Here is an 18338-nt window from a genome sequence, read left to right on the forward strand (position 1 = left end):
CCAGCGTTGCGGAGAAGGGATATGGGCGCCATTGTAATCGGACAATTCGCTAATCGACGAATGCAGCTATCATGAAAATTGATAATGAGCCTGATATCGCCGACTTCGACGCGGCGCTCCTGCTAGTGATGGACGCCATCTGGTCGGCGCGGAACGTGAGCCTCGCCGCTCGACGTCTGCACCGGTCGCAATCAACAATCAGCGCCTCGCTCAATCGCCTGCGCGAACTGCTGAAGGACCAGGTGTTCGTCTGGGACGGCCGGCAGATGAATCCCACCGCGCTCACCGAGCAGCTGATGCCCCAGGTCAGCGATATCATCGCCAGCATGCGGGCTCTGATCTGGCGGGCCCACGGCGGGGCCGAGCACGCTCACCGCCGATTTGTCATCGCCACATCCAGCTATGTGACAGCCTTGTTCTCTGCGGGCCTGTTGACCCGGGTGGCCGACGAGATGCCGGGCGTATCGCTGGATTTCATCGCCACGGCCCCGAACTCCTGGACCAAGAGCGTCCTGCCGGACATCGATCTGTTCATCGTGCCGACCAACGTGGCGCGGACGCGGGGCTTGCACACCGCGCGACTTTATCAGGACGCCTACGTCTGCATTGGCGCACGCGACAACGCCCAGTTGGTCGCGGACATGGCGCCGGACGATTTCTTAGGCCTTCGGCACGTCGGCTTTTCGTCGGTGCCCCGGCTTACCGCCAGTCACGAAGCCAGCCATTGGCACGCGCTGGGCATCACCCCGAATTACGTGATGCAGACTCCGGAGTACCTGAGCCTGCCAGCCATCGTCGCGGCGACCGACACCGTGGCGATCGTGCCCGGTCGCCTCGCCCAAGCGGCGATGCGCGATTTCGCCCTGAAGGCGGTGCGGCCGCCGGTGCCGGTCCCAGATCTCGAGATCGTCATGGTGTGGAAGCCTGCGCAGAACGACGACCCGGTGCACGCCTGGCTGCGCGGCGCCCTGGTCGACCTCGCCATGGCTTTCGACGCCTGACAGCGTAAGCCATGGCGAGACTGCAGGTGAGGCGCTATTGCTTTCCGCGCCCGGAGCCATGAAACGAGCTCGGATCGACACAGGGAGCAGGCGATGCCATCCGGCTACGGATCGAGGGACAAGCAGAAGACAATCCAGGAGCTGGCGGCCATGACGCCGGACGGCGCCTCGATCGCCCTGGGCGGCAGCTTCCTGCACCGCGGCCCCTTCGCCTATGTTCGCGAGCTGATCCGCCAGGGGCGCCGTGATCTGGAGATCATCAAGCAGTCACCGGGCTACGATATCGACATCCTGTGCCGCGCCGGCGCCGTGCGGAAGGTGCGCGCCGGCATCGTCGCCATGGAAGGCAACTTCGGTCTTGCGCCCTTCTACCGCCGCGCCATCGAGCAGAAGTCGGTGATCCTGGAGGAACACGCCTGCGCCAGCCTGACGGCCGGCCTGAGGGCCGCAGCCTTCGGCGTGCCCTTCCAGCCGTGCGGCGGCCTGCACGGCAGCGATCTGGTCACGGTCAACAGCTGGGCGAAGCTGGATGACCCCTATGGTCAGGGCGATCCGGTCTATGTGATCCCGGCCATCACGCCGGACATCACTGTCATCCAGTGCAATGAGGTCGACGTTCAAGGCAATGTCCGCGTACGGGGCACGCCCCACTGGGACCGCATCATGAGCCGGGCCGCCAAGCGTGTCTGGGTGGTGGCCGAGAAGGTGGTCGACGCCTCGGTGTTCCAGGAGGATCCCGAGATGACACTGGTCCCGCACTTCATGGTCGAGGCCTTCGCCTTGGCGCCGAACGGCGCTTGGCCCGGCTCCTGCTGGCCGGCCTATGGGATCGATTACCCGGCCGTGGAAGCCTATCTCGAGCCAGGTCCGCTGGACGCCCACCTGGCCGCCGCGCCGGAAGCCAAGGCGAGCGCCGATGTCTGAGGCCTGGTCTCCCTTCTCCTACGTCGCCATCAATCTCGCCCGCTTCATCCGGCCGGACGAGATCACGTTCAGCGGCGTGAACTCCACCCTGCCCATGCTGGCCTGTCTGATCGCCAAGCGCGCCTACGATTGGGAGTTCACCTACATCAACGTGGCCGGCGGCGTGGACCCGACCCCGTCGCACATTCCACTGTCCAGTTCCGATCCGGTGCTGGCGGAGGGCACGGCCTCGATCTTCGCCAACGAGGATTTCTACGACCTCTGCACCCGCGGGCGGATGGACCTGACCTTCCTGGGCGCCGCCCAGATTGACGGCGAGGGCAGCGCCAACAACTCCGTCATCGGCGACTGGCTGGGCCCGAAGGTGCGTCTGCCAGGCGGCGGCGGCGGCGCGGTGATGCTGCCGACAGCGCGTCGCGCCTGCACCTGGCGCACCGAGCACTCGCGGCGGACGCTGGTCGAGAAACTCGATTTCAAGACTTCGGCCGGCGGCTTCCACGGCGTCGTCACACCCTTGGCGGTGTTCATCAGGCGTGACGGGCGGCTGGCTCTCCAGTCATGGCGGCCCGGGCGATCACTGCAGGAAGTGCGCGATCGTACCGGCTTCGAGTTCGACGCCACCGGCGCGGGCGAAACGCCCTGGCCCACGGCGCGCGAGCGCGACGCTCTTGCGGCCCTCGATTTCGACGGCCAGTTCGAGCGCGACGCCAATCTGGGCGCTGACTAGATGATGACGAGACATCCCAATCTTCCGGCGGCGTTCCACGCCCTTTGGGCCGCGCCTGAGCGCGCAGCCACGATCGCGCTAAGCGATGACGACCAGTCCATCACCTATGGCGCTCTGTTCGAAACCGTCGGCGCCCTTGCCGGCGGACTGAAGGCGGCTGGCGTGCGGCCGGGCGACCGTGTCGCGCTCGCCTTGCCGCGTTCGGTGAACCAGGCCTGCGCGATCCTCGCGACCATGGTCGCCGGGGCCTGCCCCTATCCCGTTGAGACCAACCTTGGCGCAGAAGAGATGGCGCGCCGATTCACCATGGGTCGCCTGACCTGGGCGGTGATCGATGGCGCGGCCGCCGACGCGACCGTCCCCGACCAGGCGGTGACCCTGCAGTTCGCGGACCTCGCCGGCGGGACGCCTTACTGGGCGCTGGACCTCGGCGAAGAAGCGCCGGGCCTTCTTCTCTTCACCTCGGGCAGCAGCGGGCGGCCCAAAGGCGTGCTGGAAAGCCACCGCGGCCTGATGGTGAATGCGGCCGGCGTCGTCGAACGCACCGGCCTGACCCCTGCCGACCTCTTGCTGCACGTCATGCCCTTGCATCACACCAACGGCGTCAACAATCAGATCTTCGCGCCGCTCCTAGCCGGCGCCTCGGTCCACATCGCTCCGCGGTTTCTCGCCCAGGATATGCCCGATCTGATGGCGCGGGTCCGCCCGACCATCCTGACCGGCGTGCCCACCATGTACGCGCGCATGTTGCCCCTCGACTTCGCCCCCGAAGCCCTGGCCGCGGTGCGCATGATGCGTTGCGGCTCGGCGCCCATCACTGAGGATCTGCATCAGCGCATCGAGGCCAAGTTCGACCGACCGCTTGTGGTTTCCTACGGGCTGTCGGAAGCCACCTGCACTTCGACCATGAATCCGCCTGAAGCGCGCCGGATCGGCTCGGTCGGCACGGTCATGCCTGGCCAGACGGTGACCATTCACGGCGCCGACGACGCCCTCATCGCGGCGCCCGACGTGGACGGCGAAATTCGCATTTCCGGCCCCAGTCTCATGCTGGGTTATCTGACCGAAGAGTCGCACGGCGAGCCTGTGCCTCCCGGTCCGGTCATCCGCACGGGCGATCTCGGCCGTTTCGACGCGGAGGGCTATCTCTCCATCACCGGGCGGATCAAGGATGTGATCATTCGCGGCGGCGAGAATCTGTCGCCGCAGCTGATCGAGGAGACCCTCATCAAGGTCCCGGGCGTCGCGGCGGTCTGCATCATCGGCGCCCCGGACGCTGACCTGGGTGAGACCCCCTGGGCGTTTGTCGTGCGAGACGCCTCTAACGCAGGCGCCGGACTATCGGCGGAGACCCTCGCGACCGCCGCTCAGGACAAGTTTGGCCGTTCGCATCAACCTTCCAAGGTCGTCTTCTTGGATGTTCTGCCGGAGAATTCCGTCGGCAAAGTCGACCGGCAGACCTTGCGGGAAATTGCGCGGCGAACCGCCTGACACCGTTCTGGAGCGCCCATGGCCAACGAGCTGAAGCCGGACCGCGAACTCGCCCATCGGCTTTTCCAGTCGCTGGGCAGCATGGAGGGCTTCGCCGAGCCGGAAGCGGCGCCTCCCACCAGGACCTGGGGGCCAGGCGCCACCCTGAAGGCGATCTATCCCGGCGCGCTTGTGGCCATCGCCGTCGCCCTGTCCGCCCAATGGGTGTCGCAGCATTACGGGGCGCCGGTCATGCTGTTCGCCCTGCTGTTCGGCATGACCTTCAACTTCCTGCACGAAGACGGGCGCTGCGTGGCGGGCATTGAGTTCACATCGAAGGTGGTGCTGCGGATCGGCGTGGCGCTGCTGGGCGCACGGATCACCCTGGAGCAGATCGCCGGCCTGGGCGCAGGCCCGATCCTTATCGTCATCGCCGCCGTCGCCACGACGATCCTGCTGGGCGTCGGCCTGGGCCGGGCGCTCAAGCTGAGCCCGACCTTTGGCATTCTCTCCGGAGGCGCGGTCGCCATCTGCGGGGCCTCAGCCGCCCTGGCCATCGCTGCAGTCCTGCCGCGGCATCCCGACAGCGAGCGCGACACCGTCCTGACCGTCGTTGCGGTGACGACGCTGTCGACGATCGCGATGATCACCTATCCTTTGCTGACGGTCCTGCTGGGCCTGGATCACGCCAGCGCGGGGGTTTTCCTGGGGGGCACGATCCACGACGTCGCCCAGGTGGTGGGGGCGGGCTACACGATCTCGCCGGAAACCGGCGACGTGGCGACCTACGTCAAGCTGCTCCGGGTCACACTGCTGCTCCCTGTCGTCTTCCTGATCGCCTTCGTCGCGATGCGCCGCAGCCGAGCCGCTGAGCCGAAGGCCAAGGCCTCGGTTCCACTCTTCCTGATCGGATTTGCAGCGCTGGTCGCCTTGGGCAGCTTCGGCATGATCAGCCGACCCATCAGCGACACGGCCTCGGCGGTTTCGCGCTGGTGCCTCGTCGCGGCGATCGCCGCCCTGGGCATGAAGACCTCGTTCAAGACATTGATGACCGTGGGCTGGAAGCCCCTGGCCATGCTGGTCGCCGAGACCGCCTGGATCGCCGGCCTGATGCTGGCCTATGTCGCACTCCGGCATTGAGGGCGACCAGAGGCCTGCACTCAGATCTCGACGCCGGCCCCCTCGGTGACCCGCCGCGTCTTGGCCTTGACGGCTGTCGCGCCGCGAACCTTGTCGACCAGGCCCACAACGTCCCCAGGGAGGGCGTCCCCACGCCAGGCCACGTGCTTGTCGGGCCGCGCCAGCAAGAGCTTGTGACGGAAGATGGCCGTCTCGTCCGATGGAGCGATGTCGACCACCTTCAGCGGCAGGCCAGCGGCGGCCGCTGCGGTGCGTAGCGGCTCCACGTCCGCCGCCGGATCAAATCGCAGCAGGGCGTAATCGCGCCCCATGGCGTCGTAGGATGAGCTTCCGTCGGCCAGCCAGACATGAGGCGTGCGGCAGCCGGGCACGGTCGATGGCGTATAGCCGCCCATGGAATAGGCCGGGGCAGATTCCTCGTCGAAGGCGATGATCGGGCTCTCGTCATAATAGTAGCCAAAATTCAGGCCCGCGCAGCAGTACTGCTGGACGTTCAGGTCGTAGGCCTGACCCCCCAGTTCCTGACGGGCGATCTCGCCGGCTTCAGTCGCGTCTTCGATATTGGCTGGCACGCCGCCGCGCTGCTTGGCCATGGCGTGGGCGTGGTTCATGGCGTAGTGCGAAACCTGCTCCGTGATCGGCAAGCGCTCCAGCTCATGGGCGTCCAGCAGGGCCGGACCGCCCCAACCGTTGACGACGCCCGCGAGCATCCAGGCCAGGTTCGCCGCGTCGGCAAGGCCGGCGTTCATGCCGTAGCCCGCGTAGGGCACCCAAAGGTGAGCGGCGTCACCGCAGATGAAGACACGGCCTTCGCGCAGCTTGTCCGCAACCAGTCTGCGGCCGAACCAGTCTTCGTTTCCCAGGATCTCGTACTCGAAGGTTTCATCGACGCCGAGGATCAGTCGAAGCGCGGCGTCGCGGTCGACAGAATCGAACTCCGGCTCGCTGTCGCGCAGGTAGTTGTGCACGAGCCAGGTCTCGCGGCCGTCGATGGCGTAGACGTTGCCGCTGCGACGCGGGTTCAGCGAAAAGTTCGCCCAAGCCCGTTCAGTATCCATCATGCCGATCAGTTGCGGCGCCCGGATGTACGTGGACTGGACACGTTGAACCACCGCGTCGCCGCTGAGCTTGGCGCCGATCTGGCTACGCACGCGCGAGCGTCCGCCATCGCAGCCGACCATGTATTTTGCGTCGATGGTGATGGTCTCGTCGCCGTCGATACGGCTTGCTGTCAGGCGGACGCCGTCGGCCGTCTCGGTGAAGGACTCGTAGTCGACGCGGTTCAGGATCGTTACGCCCGGCTGGGCGACCGCATTCTCGAACAGAATCGGCTCCAGGAAGATCTGGTTGATCCGGTGCGGCGGCTCCGGCGTCGGCCACCAGGTATCCGGCCCATCCTTCGCTGTATAGCGATCCTGACGCGCCGGAATGCGGATGCGCGTCAGTTCGGGCCCGACCATGGTCGTGCGGTAAGCCACGTCATTGGGATAGTCCGCGGGCAAGCCGGCGTTGCGCAGGGACTGGGCGATGCCGAGCTGACGGAACAGCTCCATCGAGCGGGCAGCGACGTGGTTGCATTTCACGCTGGGCGCTTCGCCGGCGGGGCGGCGCTCCAGCACCACCACCTTGAGCCCGCGTTGCGCCAGGTCGATGGCCAGCGTCAGGCCGATGGGCCCGCCACCGACGATGGCGACGTCGGTCGCGATGATCTCAGACATTCCACCCTCTCGCATACTGAACCTCGACAACGCGCCGCGCCGTCCTGATCGCCGGAGTAATTAACACGTTAAGTTTAAAGTCGCCAAGACCCGGATGAGCTGGCCCACGCGGCGTCATGCCTCGCCTTCACCCGCGCGCTTTTGCAGGCGGACGGACAGGGCGACGAGAATGAGCGCCAACGCCATGCAGCCAGCGCCGTACCAGCCGGTCGTCACATAACTTCCGGTCGCCTGGCGCAGGTGCCCGTTCAAGACCGGACTGACGATGGACCCGGCGATGCCGGCGGAGCTGATGACGGCGATGCCGACCGGGCGAGCTGCGGCGCGCAGCAAAACCGGCGGCAGGGTCCAAAGAATCGGCATGGCGGCGTAGCCGCCGGCGGTGGCGGCGATAAGGCCCAGGATTTGGAAGGCTGGCGCCCCCGTCAGAGTGGTGGCGAACCAGCCCAGCGCCGCTGCCCCAGCGGCGCCGACGAAGTGCCAACCTCGCTCTTGGCGGCGGTCGGAAGAAGCGCTCAGGAAGGGCATGACGAGGACAGCGGCCAGACCAGGCATGGCCGCCACCAGCCCGACGGTCATCGGCCCGCTGGCGGCGCCGAAGATGTCCTTGAGGATCAGCGGAGAGAAGTTGGAGACCGTGCTGAGCGCGGCAACCAGGGCGAAGTAAGCGCCAGACAGGGCGATGAAAGGCGCGTTGAGTACGTCGCGTAGTCCCACGCCCTGGGGTCCATGATGACCGCCTGCCGACGGCTCGCTCGCCAACTGCGCCTTGAGAGCGGACGCTTCGGCGGGGCTCAGCCAGGCGGCGGTCTCAGGCCGGTCCGGCAGCAGGCGCAAGAGCGCCACGCCCAGCAGGATGGTCGGCGTCCCTTCAATGAGAAACAGCCACTGCCAGCCGCGCAAACCCAAGGCGCCGTGCATCTGATCCATGATCAGGCCCGAGATCGGCGAACCGATGGCGATGGCGATCGGTTGGGCCATCATGAAGAGCGAGGTCGCCCGGCCGCGATGGCGAGCCGGCATCCAGTAGGTCAGGTAGAGCAGGACGCCAGGCACAAACCCCGCCTCGCCCAGACCCAGCAGACCGCGGACGATATAAAGGCCCATGGGGCCGCTGATCAGCGCTGTCGCCATGGAGGCCAGGCCCCAGGTGACCATTATCCTGGCAATCCAAAGGCGCGCACCGAAGCGCACCATCAGGAGGTTCGATGGCACCTCGAAGCAGAAATAGGCGACGTAGAAAATCGTCCCGGCGAGGCCGAACTGAGCGACCGTCAGGCCAAGGTCGCGGTTCATCGAGAGCGCCGCGAAGCCGAAGTTGATCCGGTCCAAGAAGGCCAGGACATAGCAGGCCATCAGGATCGGCAGCAGTCGCCGGAAGACCTTACCGGTGGCCCGATCAAGATCCGGATTGGCGGCGTACAGGCCGTCGGCGCGGTTCACCGCCTCAGGTTTCGGTCTTGAAGCCCGCGCGCAGCGCCCGGACGCTCGACGCCAAAACGCCGATGTCGGTGCCGACAGAGGCGAAACTGAACCCTTGGGCGAACCGCTTGCGAGCATCCTCGGCGTCCAGGGCGAAGATCCCTGCAGGCTTGCCAGCGGCCTTGATCTTGCCGAAGGCGTCGTCGATGGCGGCTTGGACATCCGGATGACGCGGATTTCCGAGATGACCCATGGCCGCGGAGAGATCCCCTGGGCCAATGAACAGGGCGTCGACGCCAGGGACGGCGGCGATCGCCTCAACCGAATCCAGGCCCGCCAGGCTCTCGATCTGCACGATCACCCCGACGCGGTTGCGTTGCGCGGCAAGATAGCCGGGCTCAGCGCCGAAGCCGGACGCCCGGCTCGTGGCGCTAGCGACGCCCCGAAAGCCTTCCGGCGGGAAGCGGGTGGACGCGACGATGCGGGCGGCCTGGACCGCGTCGTCGACCATCGGCACCAGCAGGGTCGGAAAGCCAATGTCGAGATACTGCTTGATCACCGCGGGATCGTCCGACGGCGGGCGAGCGACCGGATGCACGGGATGGCGAGAGATCGCCTGCAACTGGCCGACCAAAGTCTGCAGAGTGTTGGGCGCGTGCTCGCCGTCGAACAACAGCCAGTCGTAGCCGGCTCCCGCGCAGATTTCAGCCGTATAGGGCGTGGCCAGGGCCTGCCACAAGCCGACCAGCGGCGAGCTCTGGGCGATCAGGTCGGTGAAATCGCTCATGCGAACCGCACGTTGATGGAGCCCAGGGGACCGTAGTCGACATGGAACGTGTCGCCCGGTCGAGCCGGCACCGGTGCGGTGAAGCTGCCGCCCAAGATGATCTCGCCGGCCTCCAGGGTCTCGCCGTGCGGCGCGAGCTTGTTGGCCAGCCAGGCCGGGCCATTGGCCGGATGGTTCAGCACCGCAGCGGCGACGCCGGATTCCTCCACGACGCCATTGCGGAACAGCAGCGCCGACACCCAGCGCAGATCGACGTCCAGGGGCCGGATCGGCCGGCCGCCGAGCACGAGGCCCGCGTTCGCGGCGTTATCGGAGATCGTGTCGAACACCTTGCGGGTGACGCCGCTCGCCTTGTCGACCTGCTCGATGCGGGCGTCGATGATCTCGATGGCCGGCACGATGTAATCTGTGGCGTCGAGAACGTCGAAGATCGTCCGGCCGGGTCCTTGAAGCGGGCGCTTCAGCAGGAAGGCCAACTCGACCTCGACGCGGGGCACGATGAAGCGTTCGAATGGTACGTCCTGACCGTTCTCGAACAGCATGTCGTCCAGCAGCAGGCCGTAATCGGGCTCGGAGATATTGGACGAGCGCTGCATGGCGCGGCTGGTCAGGCCGATCTTGTGGCCGATCTTGCGCCGCCCGCCGGCGATCTTCAGGTCGGTCCACGCCCGCTGCACAGCGTAGGCGTCCTCGACCGTCATGTCGGGATTTTCCTGGGAGAAGTGCGACAGCTGAACCCGATCGCGCTCAGCCCGGTCGAGCCGCTGGGCCAAGCTCTGGGCGTCATTGTCCTTGGCGAAGGCCATCAGGCGGTCCTGCTCAGGCGTTGATGGATGGTGTTGTGCTTCCAGCCCTCGGCTTCCTCGACGTAGAGGGAGAGCGCTAGCGGCTCGCGGTCGAAGAGGTCGCCCAGCTCGGCCCGCACCGCGGCGAACATCTGGTCGAAGAAGGCCTTTCGGAATTCCGCTGGACGGCCCGCGCCCATCTTGATGTCGATGTTGATAAAGGCGTCACGCGGCTCGGCGCCGTCGGCGATCACATACTCGTCGAGCCGGATCGCGCGGACGCGAATGCCGCCCACCGGGAAGACGCCGTCAGAACGTAGACGCATCTCGTCGGCGATCAGCCGCAGGAGGGCTGGCCGATCGAACTTGCCTTCCAGGTTGGCCGTCCATTCCACCGTGGCGTGGGCCATCAGGCGATCTCCATTTCGGCCACGGTGCAGCCCACCGCGAAGATTGGAATCGGTTGGTAGATGGCGAGCTTGCCCTTGCCGCCGGCGGCCGCGGCCGTGGCGATGAGCGTACGGATCTCGAAGCCGCCCTGGCCGCCGTCGCGGTAGGTGGCCTCGTCGGTGTAGTCGAGCATCGCCGCCTTATCGCCGGCGCTCCAGCGCGCCAGGAACTCGCGGTCCCAGGCTTCATTAATGCGCCCGGAGTCCGGGGTCGCCGGCCAGTGCGAGATGCCGCCGGTGCCAATCAGGGCTATGCGTTCCGGCACGGCGTCGGCCGCACGGCGGATGGCTTCGCCAAACGCCCAGGCCCGGTGCAGCGGCGTCAGTGGCGGACCCTGGCAGTTAATGTTGGCCGGGATCAGCTTCAGCTCGTTTTTCGGATCCAGGAAATGCAGCGGCACCATGATGCCGTGGTCCAGCTTCCACTCTTCGGCGTAGGCGACGTCGACGGTTTGCTGCATCTCGGCGATCAGCCTCCGCGACAGGTCCGGATCGCCGTGCGCCGCGCGCTTGGGAATGCCCAGCCAGGCGGCGTCCTCGATCGGTCCCTCGTAGGTCTCGCCCATGCCGATCGCGTAGGCGGGCATGTTATCCATGAAGAAGTTGGCGAAGTGCTCGGCGGCGATGATGATCACCGCGTCGGGCTTGGCCGCGTGCAAGTCGCGACGCAGCCCTTCGAAGGCCGCGTAGAGAGGCTCGCGCAGCTCAGGCGGCGCGCGTTCGGCGCGACCGGTGATTCCGGGGGCGTGGCTGCAGATCCCGGCGAAAACCAAAGGCATGTCAGGCTCCTGCGATCTTTTCGTCGACGCCGGTGGTCATGGCGTAGATGCCGGCGCGCACCGGCCCGTGAATTTTCACCCCGTCGCGCATGCGTTGCAGGTAGTCGGACCACTCGACCCCGCAGAAAGCGGCGTAGTGCATGAGTATCTGGCCGTTTACGCCGAGGACGTAGAGCAGGCCGATGTCCGGTTCGAGGAGGGCGCGCTGCTCCTCCTCGGTCAGGGGCAATCCCTTGACGACCCCGGCGGGATCGGCGGCGAAGCGCTGCTTCAGATCGTCGTCGCGGTTGAGCTGGAAGAGCAGCTTGCTCAGTTGATAAAGGCTCATTCGGCCTCCACGCGGTTGACCAGTCGGCCCACCTTTTCGATTTCGCAAACCACCTCGTCGCCGCCCTGCACAAAGTGCACGCCGTGCGGCGTGCCCGTCATGATCATGTCGCCAGGCATCAAGGTCATGAAGTCGGAAAGGTAGGCGATGAGCTCGGCGACGGGGAACACCATGTCGGCGGTCGAGCCATGCTGGACGACGTTTCCGTTGACGCTGCTCGATAGGGCCAAGGCCTGGGGATCGCCGACATCGGCGGCGTCGACGATCCACGGCCCGATCGGCGTGGTCGCGTCGCGGTTCTTCACGCGCAGGTTCGGGCGGTAGTAGTTTTCGAGATACTCGCGGATCGCGTAGTCGCAGGTGACGGTGTAGCCGCCGACATAGTCCAGCGCGTCAGCCTGGCGGACCTTGCGGGCCGGACGGCCGATGATGGCGACAAGCTCGCATTCAGGGTGCATCTGGTTGGCGTCGGCCGGCCGAGGCGAGACCGCATCGTGACCCACGAGCGTGTTGGGACCCTTCAGAAAGATCAGCGGCGCTGAAGGCGGTTTGAACCCGAGCTCGACCGAGTGATCCGCGTAGTTGAGACCCAGGGCGAAAATGCTCGCGCCAGGCGTCACCGGCGGCAGGAAATGGGCGTTGGCCAGAGCGACAGCCCGCCCGCCCGGCAGAACGACGGCGTCATTGTCGACCACGCCCCACACAGCGCGACCATTCAGGGCGATACGCGCGCGCTTCATGCCAGGGCCTCCTCGACAAGTTGAACGCGGACGCCGGGCAGGCCGTCGCAGCGGGCTTCGACACCCTGGCCGATCGTGGCGTGGGGTGCGTCTCCGGGCAGACCGACAAGCAGCAGGTCGCCGGCGGCGAAGGTCATGAAGCTGGAGATATCGACGATAAGGTCCTCGAGGCTCCGCGCCAGCCGTGACAGCGACCAGGCGTGAACCTCTTGCCCATCCACCAGGGTGGTTATGGTCGCTTTCCCCAGGGACGCATCGAAGGGCGCTGTCGCGCCGAGCGGCAGGAAGCCGTCGCGCGACAATTCGCGGACGGCCGGTCGATAGTAGCTGGCGTGCGGTTGGGCCAGATCGAGGGCCAGGCGCACCGCGCCGACGCCATCAAACGCGCGGCCGCGCTCCGCCTTGGCCGTGTCGCGGGTGAACAGCAGGGCCAGGGTGGCGGCGACGCGCACTTCCATGCCAGCCGGCAAAGCGACAGCAGCACCTGACGGCGCCGCGCAGGTGCGGGGTTTGATGTAGAGCACCGGCGCCACAGGGGGCTTGCCGTAGGGGGGCTCCCCGAACGCGCCGCTCAGCGCCTGGCGTTCGTCGCGATCATTCAGAACGACGCCGTAGGCTGTGCCGTCTAGCATGCGTTAGTCCTCCCTGACGCAAGGCCTATTGCTTAACATGGTAATTTGTCAATCGCTTCGAACCGTGGCCTTCTGAGGCCAATGAAGACACGCACCGGGCTGTTGCCCTATTCCCAATCTCTCGCTGGCACCTTGCTCGCTGCGCGCGAAGCCGTGGTCGCGCCGATCCGCCCCAGCCTGCGGGCGGTCAATGTCACCGAGCAACAGTGGCGCGTGCTACGCGTGCTGGACGACGGCGCCCTCGATCCGACCAATCTGGCGCGCCGAGCCCTGCTGCACCCCCCAAGCGTCACCCGCATTCTGCGCGAGTTGCTGGAGCGCGGACTGATCCATCGCGCGAGCGACGCGTCCGACGCCCGTCGGTCCGTCGTGACGATTACTGACGCCGGCCGCGATCTGGTGACCCAGGCGGCCCGTGAGACGCTGAAGATCCTGACCGAAATCGAAGCCCGTTTCGGCGCTGATCGCGTCGCGGCGCTCCGCGGCGAACTGGCGGCGCTCGCCCAGGCCATCGAAAGCATCGCTGCGGAAGAGGCTTGAACCACTTAACACGATAAGCAATATGTCGGCGCCGCCAGGAGGAACCAAAATATGACCCAGTCCCGTCGCGACATGGCTCTTCAGGCCATCGCCGCCTTTAAGGAACGTCCGCTCGGCCACTTCATCGGCGGCGCAGATGTCCCTGGCGAAGGAGCGCTGTTCGAAGTCAGCGAACCGGCGACCGGTGAAATCCTGGGCCAGACGCGCGATGCGACGGCCGCGGAGGTCGATGCTGCGGTGGGCGCGGCGAAGGCCGCCTTCCCCGCCTGGGCGGCGACGCCGGGCGACCAACGTCGCAAGCTGCTGCACAAGATGGCTGACATCATCCAGGCTCGCGCCGACGAGATCGCGGCCGTCGAATGCCTGGACGCGGGCCAATGCTGGCGTTTCATGTCGAAGGCGGCCGAACGGGGCGCCGAAAACTTCCGCTTCTTCGCCGACCGCGCGCCGATGGCCAACGACGGGCAGTCGCTGCCGACCGCCACTCACCTGAACTACACCCTGCGTCAACCGATCGGCCCTGTGGCGGTGATCACGCCCTGGAACACACCGTTCATGCTCTCGACGTGGAAGATCGCACCGGCCCTGGCGGCCGGTTGCACGGTCGTCCACAAGCCCGCCGAATGGTCGCCCTATTCGGCGCGCCTCCTTGTCGAGATCGCGGCGGAGGCTGGCCTGCCCCCGGGGGTGTTCAACGCGGTGAATGGCCTTGGCGAGACCACCGGCAAGCGCTTGACCGAACATCGCGACATCAAGGCCATAGCCTTCGTAGGCGAGTCCAAGACGGGCTCGGCGATCATGCGTCAGGGCTCGGAAACGCTGAAGCGCGTGCACTTCGAACTCGGCGGCAAGAATCCGGTCATCGTCTTCGAGGACGCGGACCTTGACCGCGCCGTCGATGCGGCGGTGTTCATGATCTATTCGCTCAACGGCCAGCGCTGCACCTCCTCCTCGCGCTTGCTGGTTCAGCGCTCGATCCACGACGCGTTCATTGAGAAGGTCGCTGCGCGCGTGCGCAACCTGAAGGTCGGCGATCCCTTTGATCCCGCCACGGAAGTCGGCCCGCTGATCCACCAGCGCCATCTCGACAAGGTGGCTAGCTATATGGACGTGGCGCGCGCCGACGGGGCCCGGATCGCGGTGGGCGGCTGCCGGATGGATCGTCCGGGCCTGTTCTTCGAGCCGACGCTGTTTGTCGAGGCCGAGCAGACCATGAGGATCGCCCGTGAGGAAATCTTCGGCCCAGTGCTGACGGCCATCGCCTTCGACGACGAGGCCGACGCCATCGCCAAGGCTAACGACGTCGAGTACGGCCTGGCGGGCTACCTGTGGACGAACGACCTGGGCCGCGCGATCCGCGTCTCCAACGCGCTCGAAGCCGGGATGGTCTGGGTCAACAGCGAGAATGTGCGCCATCTGCCGACGCCGTTCGGCGGAACAAAGGCGTCCGGCATCGGCCGCGATGGCGGCGACTGGAGCTTCGACTTCTACATGGAGACGAAGAACGTCGCCCTGGCCACAGGCCAACACAAGATCCAGCGCCTGGGCGTCTGAGGTGGATGTCGCGGCGCTGAAGCGCGAGGCCTGCCCGATTGGCGGTGAATGGCGTTCGAGCGACGCCTGGATCGAGGTCGATGATCCCGCCACCGGCGCCGTGATCGGCCGGGTCCCCGACTTCGGCCCCGCCGAAACCCGCGAGGCGATCGCCGCCGCCCAGGCCGCCATGCCTGAATGGGCCGCGCGCACCGCCAAGGAACGCGCCGTCATCCTGCGGCGCACGGGCGACCTCATGGTCGAGCACGCTGACGCGCTCGCCGCTCTCATGACCTCGGAACAGGGCAAGCCCCTGAGCGAGGCGCGCAACGAGGTGCTCTACGCCGCCAGCTTTTTCGAGTGGTTCGCCGAAGAGGCCCGACGCGCCTACGGCGAGATCATCCCTGGCCACCAGCGCGACCGCCGGCTGTTCGTCATCCGCCAGCCCGTCGGCGTGGTCGCGGCGATCACGCCTTGGAACTTCCCGCTGGCGATGATCACCCGCAAGATCGCCCCGGCGCTCGCCGCGGGCTGCGCCTGCGTGGTCAAGCCCGCACACCAGACCCCGTTCTCAGCGCTGGCCATCGCGGTCCTGGCCGAACAGGCGGGTCTGCCGGTCGGCTTGTTGAACATTGTCACCGGCCTCGACGCGGCCGCCATCGGCGAAACGCTGACCGCAAGTTCGGTCGTGCGCAAAGTGAGCTTCACCGGATCCACCGCCACAGGCGCCAAGCTGTTCCGACAGTCGGCCGACACCATCAAGAAGCTGAGCCTCGAACTGGGCGGCAACGCGCCTTTTCTGGTCTTTGACGACGCCGATCTCGAGGCGGCGGTCGAAGGCGCGATACAGTCGAAATTCCGCAACGCTGGCCAGACCTGCGTCTGCACCAACCGCTTCTATGTCCAGGCGGGCATCCACGATCGCTTCGTCGCGCGCCTCGCAGAGGCCATGGCTGGTTTGCCGGTCGGCGCCGGGGCCTCGCCCGGCGCGCTCGTCGGCCCGTTGATCGAGCCGCAGGCCGTCGCCAAGGTGGAACGCCATGTCGCCGACGCCCTCGCCAAGGGTGCAACCTTGCGGCTGGGCGGCGCCCGCCATGCGGCCGGCGAGCGCTTCTACCAGCCCACTCTGTTGGAGGGCGTCGCCCCCGGCATGACCCTGCTGGCGGAGGAAACTTTCGGGCCCCTCGCCGGGGTCGTTCGCTTCACTGACGAGGCCGAGGCGATCCGCCTCGCCAATGACTCGGAGTTCGGCCTCGCCGCCTACGTCTTCACCCGCGACGCCTCGCGCCTCTGGCGCGTGAGCGAGGCGCTTGAAGTGGGAATGGTGGGCGCGAACACCGGCCTGCTCTCCACCGAGGTCGCCCCGTTCGGCGGGGTCAAGCAATCAGGCCTCGGCCGCGAAGGCTCCCGCCATGGCCTCGATGACTATATGGAGCTCAAATATATCTGCATGGCGATCGAAAGCGGCCTCTAGGGCCGCCTGAACGGATCGCCTTTGCGAGCGTGATCGTCTGTGTCCACATCGCGACAGGGGCGGGAGCGAAACATGGCGATTCCAACACAGGCGACGGCGCCGAGCGCTCATTCACCGGTCGAGACCTACGCCGACCTGCCGGATCTGCGGGCCTTCGTCTTCGCCCTGTTCTTCATCTTCGGCGGCATCACCAGCCTGAACGACGTCATCATCCCAAAGCTGAAGGACCTCTTCACCCTCAGCTACTTCCAGGCGCTGCTCGTCCAATCGGCCTTCTTCACCGCCTACTTCCTGGTGTCGATCCCCGGCGCAGCCCTGCTGCGGCGCTTCGGCCATATGCGCACTGCGGCCATCGGCCTTGCGGCCATGACGGTGGGTTGCCTCCTTTTCATCCCCGCCTCGTCCTCGGCCCGGTTCAGCGTCTTTCTCGCGGCCCTGTTCGTCCTGGCTGGCGGGGTGACCATTGTTCAGGTGGTCGCCAACCCATTGATCTCGATGCTGGGACCGCCGCGGACCGCCCATAGCCGCCTGACCTTCGCTCAGGCGTTCAACTCGCTGGGCACGACGATCTTCCCCTATGTCGGCTCGGTGATCATCCTGGGCGGCCTGGCGAGCGTTGACGTCCGCGATCTCTCAGGCCCAGCGCTGTCGGCCTATCGCCAGGCCGAGACCCAGGCCGTAGTCCACACCTACCTGGCCCTCGCCGCGGCCCTGTTGCTGGTGGCCGTCGTGGTCTGGGGCCGGCGCCATCGTCTCCATGAGGAACAGGAGCCGGCTCGCGGCGCATGGCGCGCCTTCAGCCTCCTGAGGCGGCCCAGGTTCGGTTTCGGCGCAGCCTGCATCTTTCTCTATGTCGGCGCAGAGGTCGCGATCGGCTCTTTGATCGTCAACTACCTGATGCAGACCGATGTCATGGGTCTCGCCGAACGGGCCGCCGGCAAGCATGTGCCGCTCTACTGGGGCGGAGCTCTGGTCGGCCGCTTCATCGGCGCCGCGGTCCTGCGGGTCATCGCCCCCGGCAAGGTCCTGGCGACAGTCGCGGCCGGCGCCATCGCCCTGATTTTGATCTCAGCCAACAGCACCGGCGTCGTGGCCGGTTACGCCCTGCTGGCCATCGGCCTGATGAACGCGGTGATGTTCCCGACCATCTTCACCTTGGCGAGCGAAGGGCTCGGCCGACGCGCCGCCGAAGGCTCGGGCGTGATCTGCGTCGCGATCGTCGGCGGGGCGGTGATCCCCCCGCTCACCGGACATATCGCCGACGTCAGCGGCAGCCTGGCCTTCGCCCTGATCGCGCCGGCCCTCTGCTACGGCCTGATCGGCGCCTACGGCCTCTTCGCCCGGAAGGCCGCAGCTTAAGGTCCGGAACCTTTTGATCCAGGATCTTGTGACGCCGAGATCCTGAGCCTCGCGGGTCGACGGACCCGGACCGACAAGGGGACCTTCTGAGCGTCCAAGGGCCCATTCCGCGGCCGCCGCTTACTGCGCACCATCGGCTTCTCGCCCAGATGGAGCGCGACCTTGAGCCGTATCCGAGTCCTTGTCTCCGCGCCCTCCCGCGTCATCAGCGGCGCGTTGGCCGATGCGATCGCGGCGCAGCCGGATATGGAGGTTGTGGGCCAGGCGCTGTCCTCCGAGGACCTGACGCGGACCGTCGCCCGGATCGGGCCCGACATCCTGGTGCTCGACCACCGCAAGATCCCCGCCCCGGTCGACTGGGCCTCCACACCCTATTCGGACCGGCCGCTTAAGGTTCTGGCCATCGTCGGCGAGGACGGCCACGGCCTGATCTATGAGCTGCGGCCCTGCCGCGCCCTCCTGGGGGAGATGTCGCCGCCCTCCCTGGTGGAGGCAATCCGTTCGGCCTCCACGGCGGAGGCCTGAGCCGC

At 66.8% G+C, this 18338-nt stretch carries 19 protein-coding genes; 10 read left to right on the forward strand and 9 right to left on the reverse strand.

All coding sequences use genetic code 11. The features are described 5' to 3' along the window. Nucleotides 1–71 precede the first annotated feature (71 nt). From BN1313_RS15635 to BN1313_RS15655, 5 genes are all read left to right on the forward strand, one after another. Entirely contained in the window at nucleotides 72–1001 is a 930-nt protein-coding gene (locus tag BN1313_RS15635; RefSeq protein WP_091743238.1) for a LysR family transcriptional regulator, read from the forward strand. A 93-nt stretch (nucleotides 1002–1094) separates the two neighbouring features. Next, a complete protein-coding gene (locus tag BN1313_RS15640; RefSeq protein WP_091743239.1) occupies nucleotides 1095–1925 on the forward strand; it encodes a CoA transferase subunit A in 831 nt (276 codons plus the stop codon). Beyond that, nucleotides 1918–2652 (forward strand): CoA-transferase subunit beta, encoded by a 735-nt coding sequence (locus BN1313_RS15645; protein ID WP_091743240.1) that lies wholly within the window; start codon nucleotides 1918–1920, stop codon nucleotides 2650–2652. The genes BN1313_RS15640 and BN1313_RS15645 overlap by 8 nt, the downstream gene beginning before the upstream one ends. After that, complete coding sequence (locus BN1313_RS15650) at nucleotides 2653–4143, forward strand: class I adenylate-forming enzyme family protein (RefSeq protein WP_091743241.1); 1491 nt, start codon at nucleotides 2653–2655, stop codon at nucleotides 4141–4143. An 18-nt stretch (nucleotides 4144–4161) separates the two neighbouring features. Then, the gene (locus BN1313_RS15655; RefSeq protein ID WP_091743242.1) at nucleotides 4162–5262 is read left to right on the forward strand and encodes a YeiH family protein; all 1101 of its coding nucleotides are present in this window, start codon (nucleotides 4162–4164) and stop codon (nucleotides 5260–5262) included. Between the two features lie 20 nt (nucleotides 5263–5282). Here BN1313_RS15655 and BN1313_RS15660 read toward each other — a convergent pair whose 3' ends face one another. The 9 genes from BN1313_RS15660 to BN1313_RS15700 form a co-directional block, all read right to left on the reverse strand. Further along, nucleotides 5283–6980 (reverse strand): FAD-dependent oxidoreductase, encoded by a 1698-nt coding sequence (locus BN1313_RS15660; RefSeq protein WP_091743243.1) that lies wholly within the window; start codon nucleotides 6978–6980, stop codon nucleotides 5283–5285. A 114-nt stretch (nucleotides 6981–7094) separates the two neighbouring features. After that, entirely contained in the window at nucleotides 7095–8423 is a 1329-nt protein-coding gene (locus BN1313_RS15665; protein ID WP_176696067.1) for an MFS transporter, read from the reverse strand. Between the two features lie 4 nt (nucleotides 8424–8427). Next, complete coding sequence (locus BN1313_RS15670; protein WP_091743245.1) at nucleotides 8428–9189, reverse strand: HpcH/HpaI aldolase family protein; 762 nt, start codon at nucleotides 9187–9189, stop codon at nucleotides 8428–8430. Further along, nucleotides 9186–9995, reverse strand: coding sequence for a 2-oxo-hept-4-ene-1,7-dioate hydratase (gene hpaH, locus BN1313_RS15675; RefSeq protein WP_091743246.1), 810 nt, complete (start codon nucleotides 9993–9995; stop codon nucleotides 9186–9188). The genes BN1313_RS15670 and hpaH overlap by 4 nt, the downstream gene beginning before the upstream one ends. Next, nucleotides 9995–10384 carry a 5-carboxymethyl-2-hydroxymuconate isomerase gene (locus tag BN1313_RS15680; RefSeq protein ID WP_091743247.1) on the reverse strand — a complete coding sequence of 130 codons (390 nt, stop codon included), beginning with the start codon at nucleotides 10382–10384 and terminating at the stop codon, nucleotides 9995–9997. The genes hpaH and BN1313_RS15680 overlap by 1 nt, the downstream gene beginning before the upstream one ends. Next, on the reverse strand, nucleotides 10384–11202 hold the full coding sequence (locus BN1313_RS15685) for a DODA-type extradiol aromatic ring-opening family dioxygenase (RefSeq protein ID WP_091743248.1): 819 nt from the start codon (nucleotides 11200–11202) through the stop codon (nucleotides 10384–10386). Before BN1313_RS15685 ends, BN1313_RS15680 begins: the two co-directional genes overlap by 1 nt. Before the next feature lies 1 nt (nucleotide 11203). After that, nucleotides 11204–11530, reverse strand: coding sequence for an aromatic ring-opening dioxygenase subunit LigA (locus BN1313_RS15690; RefSeq protein WP_091743249.1), 327 nt, complete (start codon nucleotides 11528–11530; stop codon nucleotides 11204–11206). Then, nucleotides 11527–12270 (reverse strand): fumarylacetoacetate hydrolase family protein, encoded by a 744-nt coding sequence (locus BN1313_RS15695; RefSeq protein ID WP_091743250.1) that lies wholly within the window; start codon nucleotides 12268–12270, stop codon nucleotides 11527–11529. Before BN1313_RS15695 ends, BN1313_RS15690 begins: the two co-directional genes overlap by 4 nt. Continuing rightward, the gene (locus BN1313_RS15700) at nucleotides 12267–12902 is read right to left on the reverse strand and encodes a fumarylacetoacetate hydrolase family protein (protein WP_091743251.1); all 636 of its coding nucleotides are present in this window, start codon (nucleotides 12900–12902) and stop codon (nucleotides 12267–12269) included. Before BN1313_RS15700 ends, BN1313_RS15695 begins: the two co-directional genes overlap by 4 nt. A gap of 81 nt (nucleotides 12903–12983) precedes the next feature. Here BN1313_RS15700 and BN1313_RS15705 point away from each other — a divergent pair, with 81 nt between their 5' ends. The 5 genes from BN1313_RS15705 to BN1313_RS15725 all read left to right on the forward strand — a co-directional run bounded on the left by BN1313_RS15705 (nucleotide 12984) and on the right by BN1313_RS15725 (nucleotide 18333). Further along, nucleotides 12984–13442, forward strand: coding sequence for a MarR family transcriptional regulator (locus tag BN1313_RS15705; protein ID WP_091743252.1), 459 nt, complete (start codon nucleotides 12984–12986; stop codon nucleotides 13440–13442). A gap of 51 nt (nucleotides 13443–13493) precedes the next feature. Beyond that, on the forward strand, nucleotides 13494–14996 hold the full coding sequence (gene hpaE, locus BN1313_RS15710; RefSeq protein WP_091743253.1) for a 5-carboxymethyl-2-hydroxymuconate semialdehyde dehydrogenase: 1503 nt from the start codon (nucleotides 13494–13496) through the stop codon (nucleotides 14994–14996). Between the two features lies 1 nt (nucleotide 14997). Then, nucleotides 14998–16449, forward strand: coding sequence for an NAD-dependent succinate-semialdehyde dehydrogenase (locus BN1313_RS15715; protein ID WP_245620258.1), 1452 nt, complete (start codon nucleotides 14998–15000; stop codon nucleotides 16447–16449). Between the two features lie 72 nt (nucleotides 16450–16521). Next, nucleotides 16522–17808 (forward strand): sugar MFS transporter, encoded by a 1287-nt coding sequence (locus tag BN1313_RS15720; RefSeq protein ID WP_091743255.1) that lies wholly within the window; start codon nucleotides 16522–16524, stop codon nucleotides 17806–17808. Nucleotides 17809–17970: 162 nt separating this feature from the next. After that, on the forward strand, nucleotides 17971–18333 hold the full coding sequence (locus BN1313_RS15725) for a helix-turn-helix domain-containing protein (RefSeq protein WP_091743256.1): 363 nt from the start codon (nucleotides 17971–17973) through the stop codon (nucleotides 18331–18333). Nucleotides 18334–18338 lie beyond the last annotated feature (5 nt).

It is taken from the genome of Phenylobacterium immobile (ATCC 35973) (genome assembly GCF_001375595.1).
In the GTDB taxonomy this organism is placed as follows: domain Bacteria; phylum Pseudomonadota; class Alphaproteobacteria; order Caulobacterales; family Caulobacteraceae; genus Phenylobacterium; species Phenylobacterium immobile.

What these genes read in the sequence shown, in the direction of transcription:
- BN1313_RS15700 (WP_091743251.1), bottom strand. Translation starts at nt 12,902, where the DNA reads ATGCTAGACGGCACAGCCTACGGCGTCGTTCTGAATGATCGCGACGAA.
- BN1313_RS15695 (WP_091743250.1), bottom strand. Translation starts at nt 12,270, where the DNA reads ATGAAGCGCGCGCGTATCGCCCTGAATGGTCGCGCTGTGTGGGGCGTG.
- BN1313_RS15645 (WP_091743240.1), top strand. Translation starts at nt 1,918, where the DNA reads ATGTCTGAGGCCTGGTCTCCCTTCTCCTACGTCGCCATCAATCTCGCC.
- BN1313_RS15690 (WP_091743249.1), bottom strand. Translation starts at nt 11,530, where the DNA reads ATGAGCCTTTATCAACTGAGCAAGCTGCTCTTCCAGCTCAACCGCGAC.
- hpaE (WP_091743253.1), top strand. Translation starts at nt 13,494, where the DNA reads ATGACCCAGTCCCGTCGCGACATGGCTCTTCAGGCCATCGCCGCCTTT.
- BN1313_RS15650 (WP_091743241.1), top strand. Translation starts at nt 2,653, where the DNA reads ATGATGACGAGACATCCCAATCTTCCGGCGGCGTTCCACGCCCTTTGG.
- BN1313_RS15680 (WP_091743247.1), bottom strand. Translation starts at nt 10,384, where the DNA reads ATGGCCCACGCCACGGTGGAATGGACGGCCAACCTGGAAGGCAAGTTC.
- BN1313_RS15685 (WP_091743248.1), bottom strand. Translation starts at nt 11,202, where the DNA reads ATGCCTTTGGTTTTCGCCGGGATCTGCAGCCACGCCCCCGGAATCACC.
- BN1313_RS15720 (WP_091743255.1), top strand. Translation starts at nt 16,522, where the DNA reads ATGGCGATTCCAACACAGGCGACGGCGCCGAGCGCTCATTCACCGGTC.
- BN1313_RS15640 (WP_091743239.1), top strand. Translation starts at nt 1,095, where the DNA reads ATGCCATCCGGCTACGGATCGAGGGACAAGCAGAAGACAATCCAGGAG.
- BN1313_RS15655 (WP_091743242.1), top strand. Translation starts at nt 4,162, where the DNA reads ATGGCCAACGAGCTGAAGCCGGACCGCGAACTCGCCCATCGGCTTTTC.
- BN1313_RS15635 (WP_091743238.1), top strand. Translation starts at nt 72, where the DNA reads ATGAAAATTGATAATGAGCCTGATATCGCCGACTTCGACGCGGCGCTC.
- BN1313_RS15670 (WP_091743245.1), bottom strand. Translation starts at nt 9,189, where the DNA reads ATGAGCGATTTCACCGACCTGATCGCCCAGAGCTCGCCGCTGGTCGGC.
- BN1313_RS15705 (WP_091743252.1), top strand. Translation starts at nt 12,984, where the DNA reads ATGAAGACACGCACCGGGCTGTTGCCCTATTCCCAATCTCTCGCTGGC.
- hpaH (WP_091743246.1), bottom strand. Translation starts at nt 9,995, where the DNA reads ATGGCCTTCGCCAAGGACAATGACGCCCAGAGCTTGGCCCAGCGGCTC.
- BN1313_RS15660 (WP_091743243.1), bottom strand. Translation starts at nt 6,980, where the DNA reads ATGTCTGAGATCATCGCGACCGACGTCGCCATCGTCGGTGGCGGGCCC.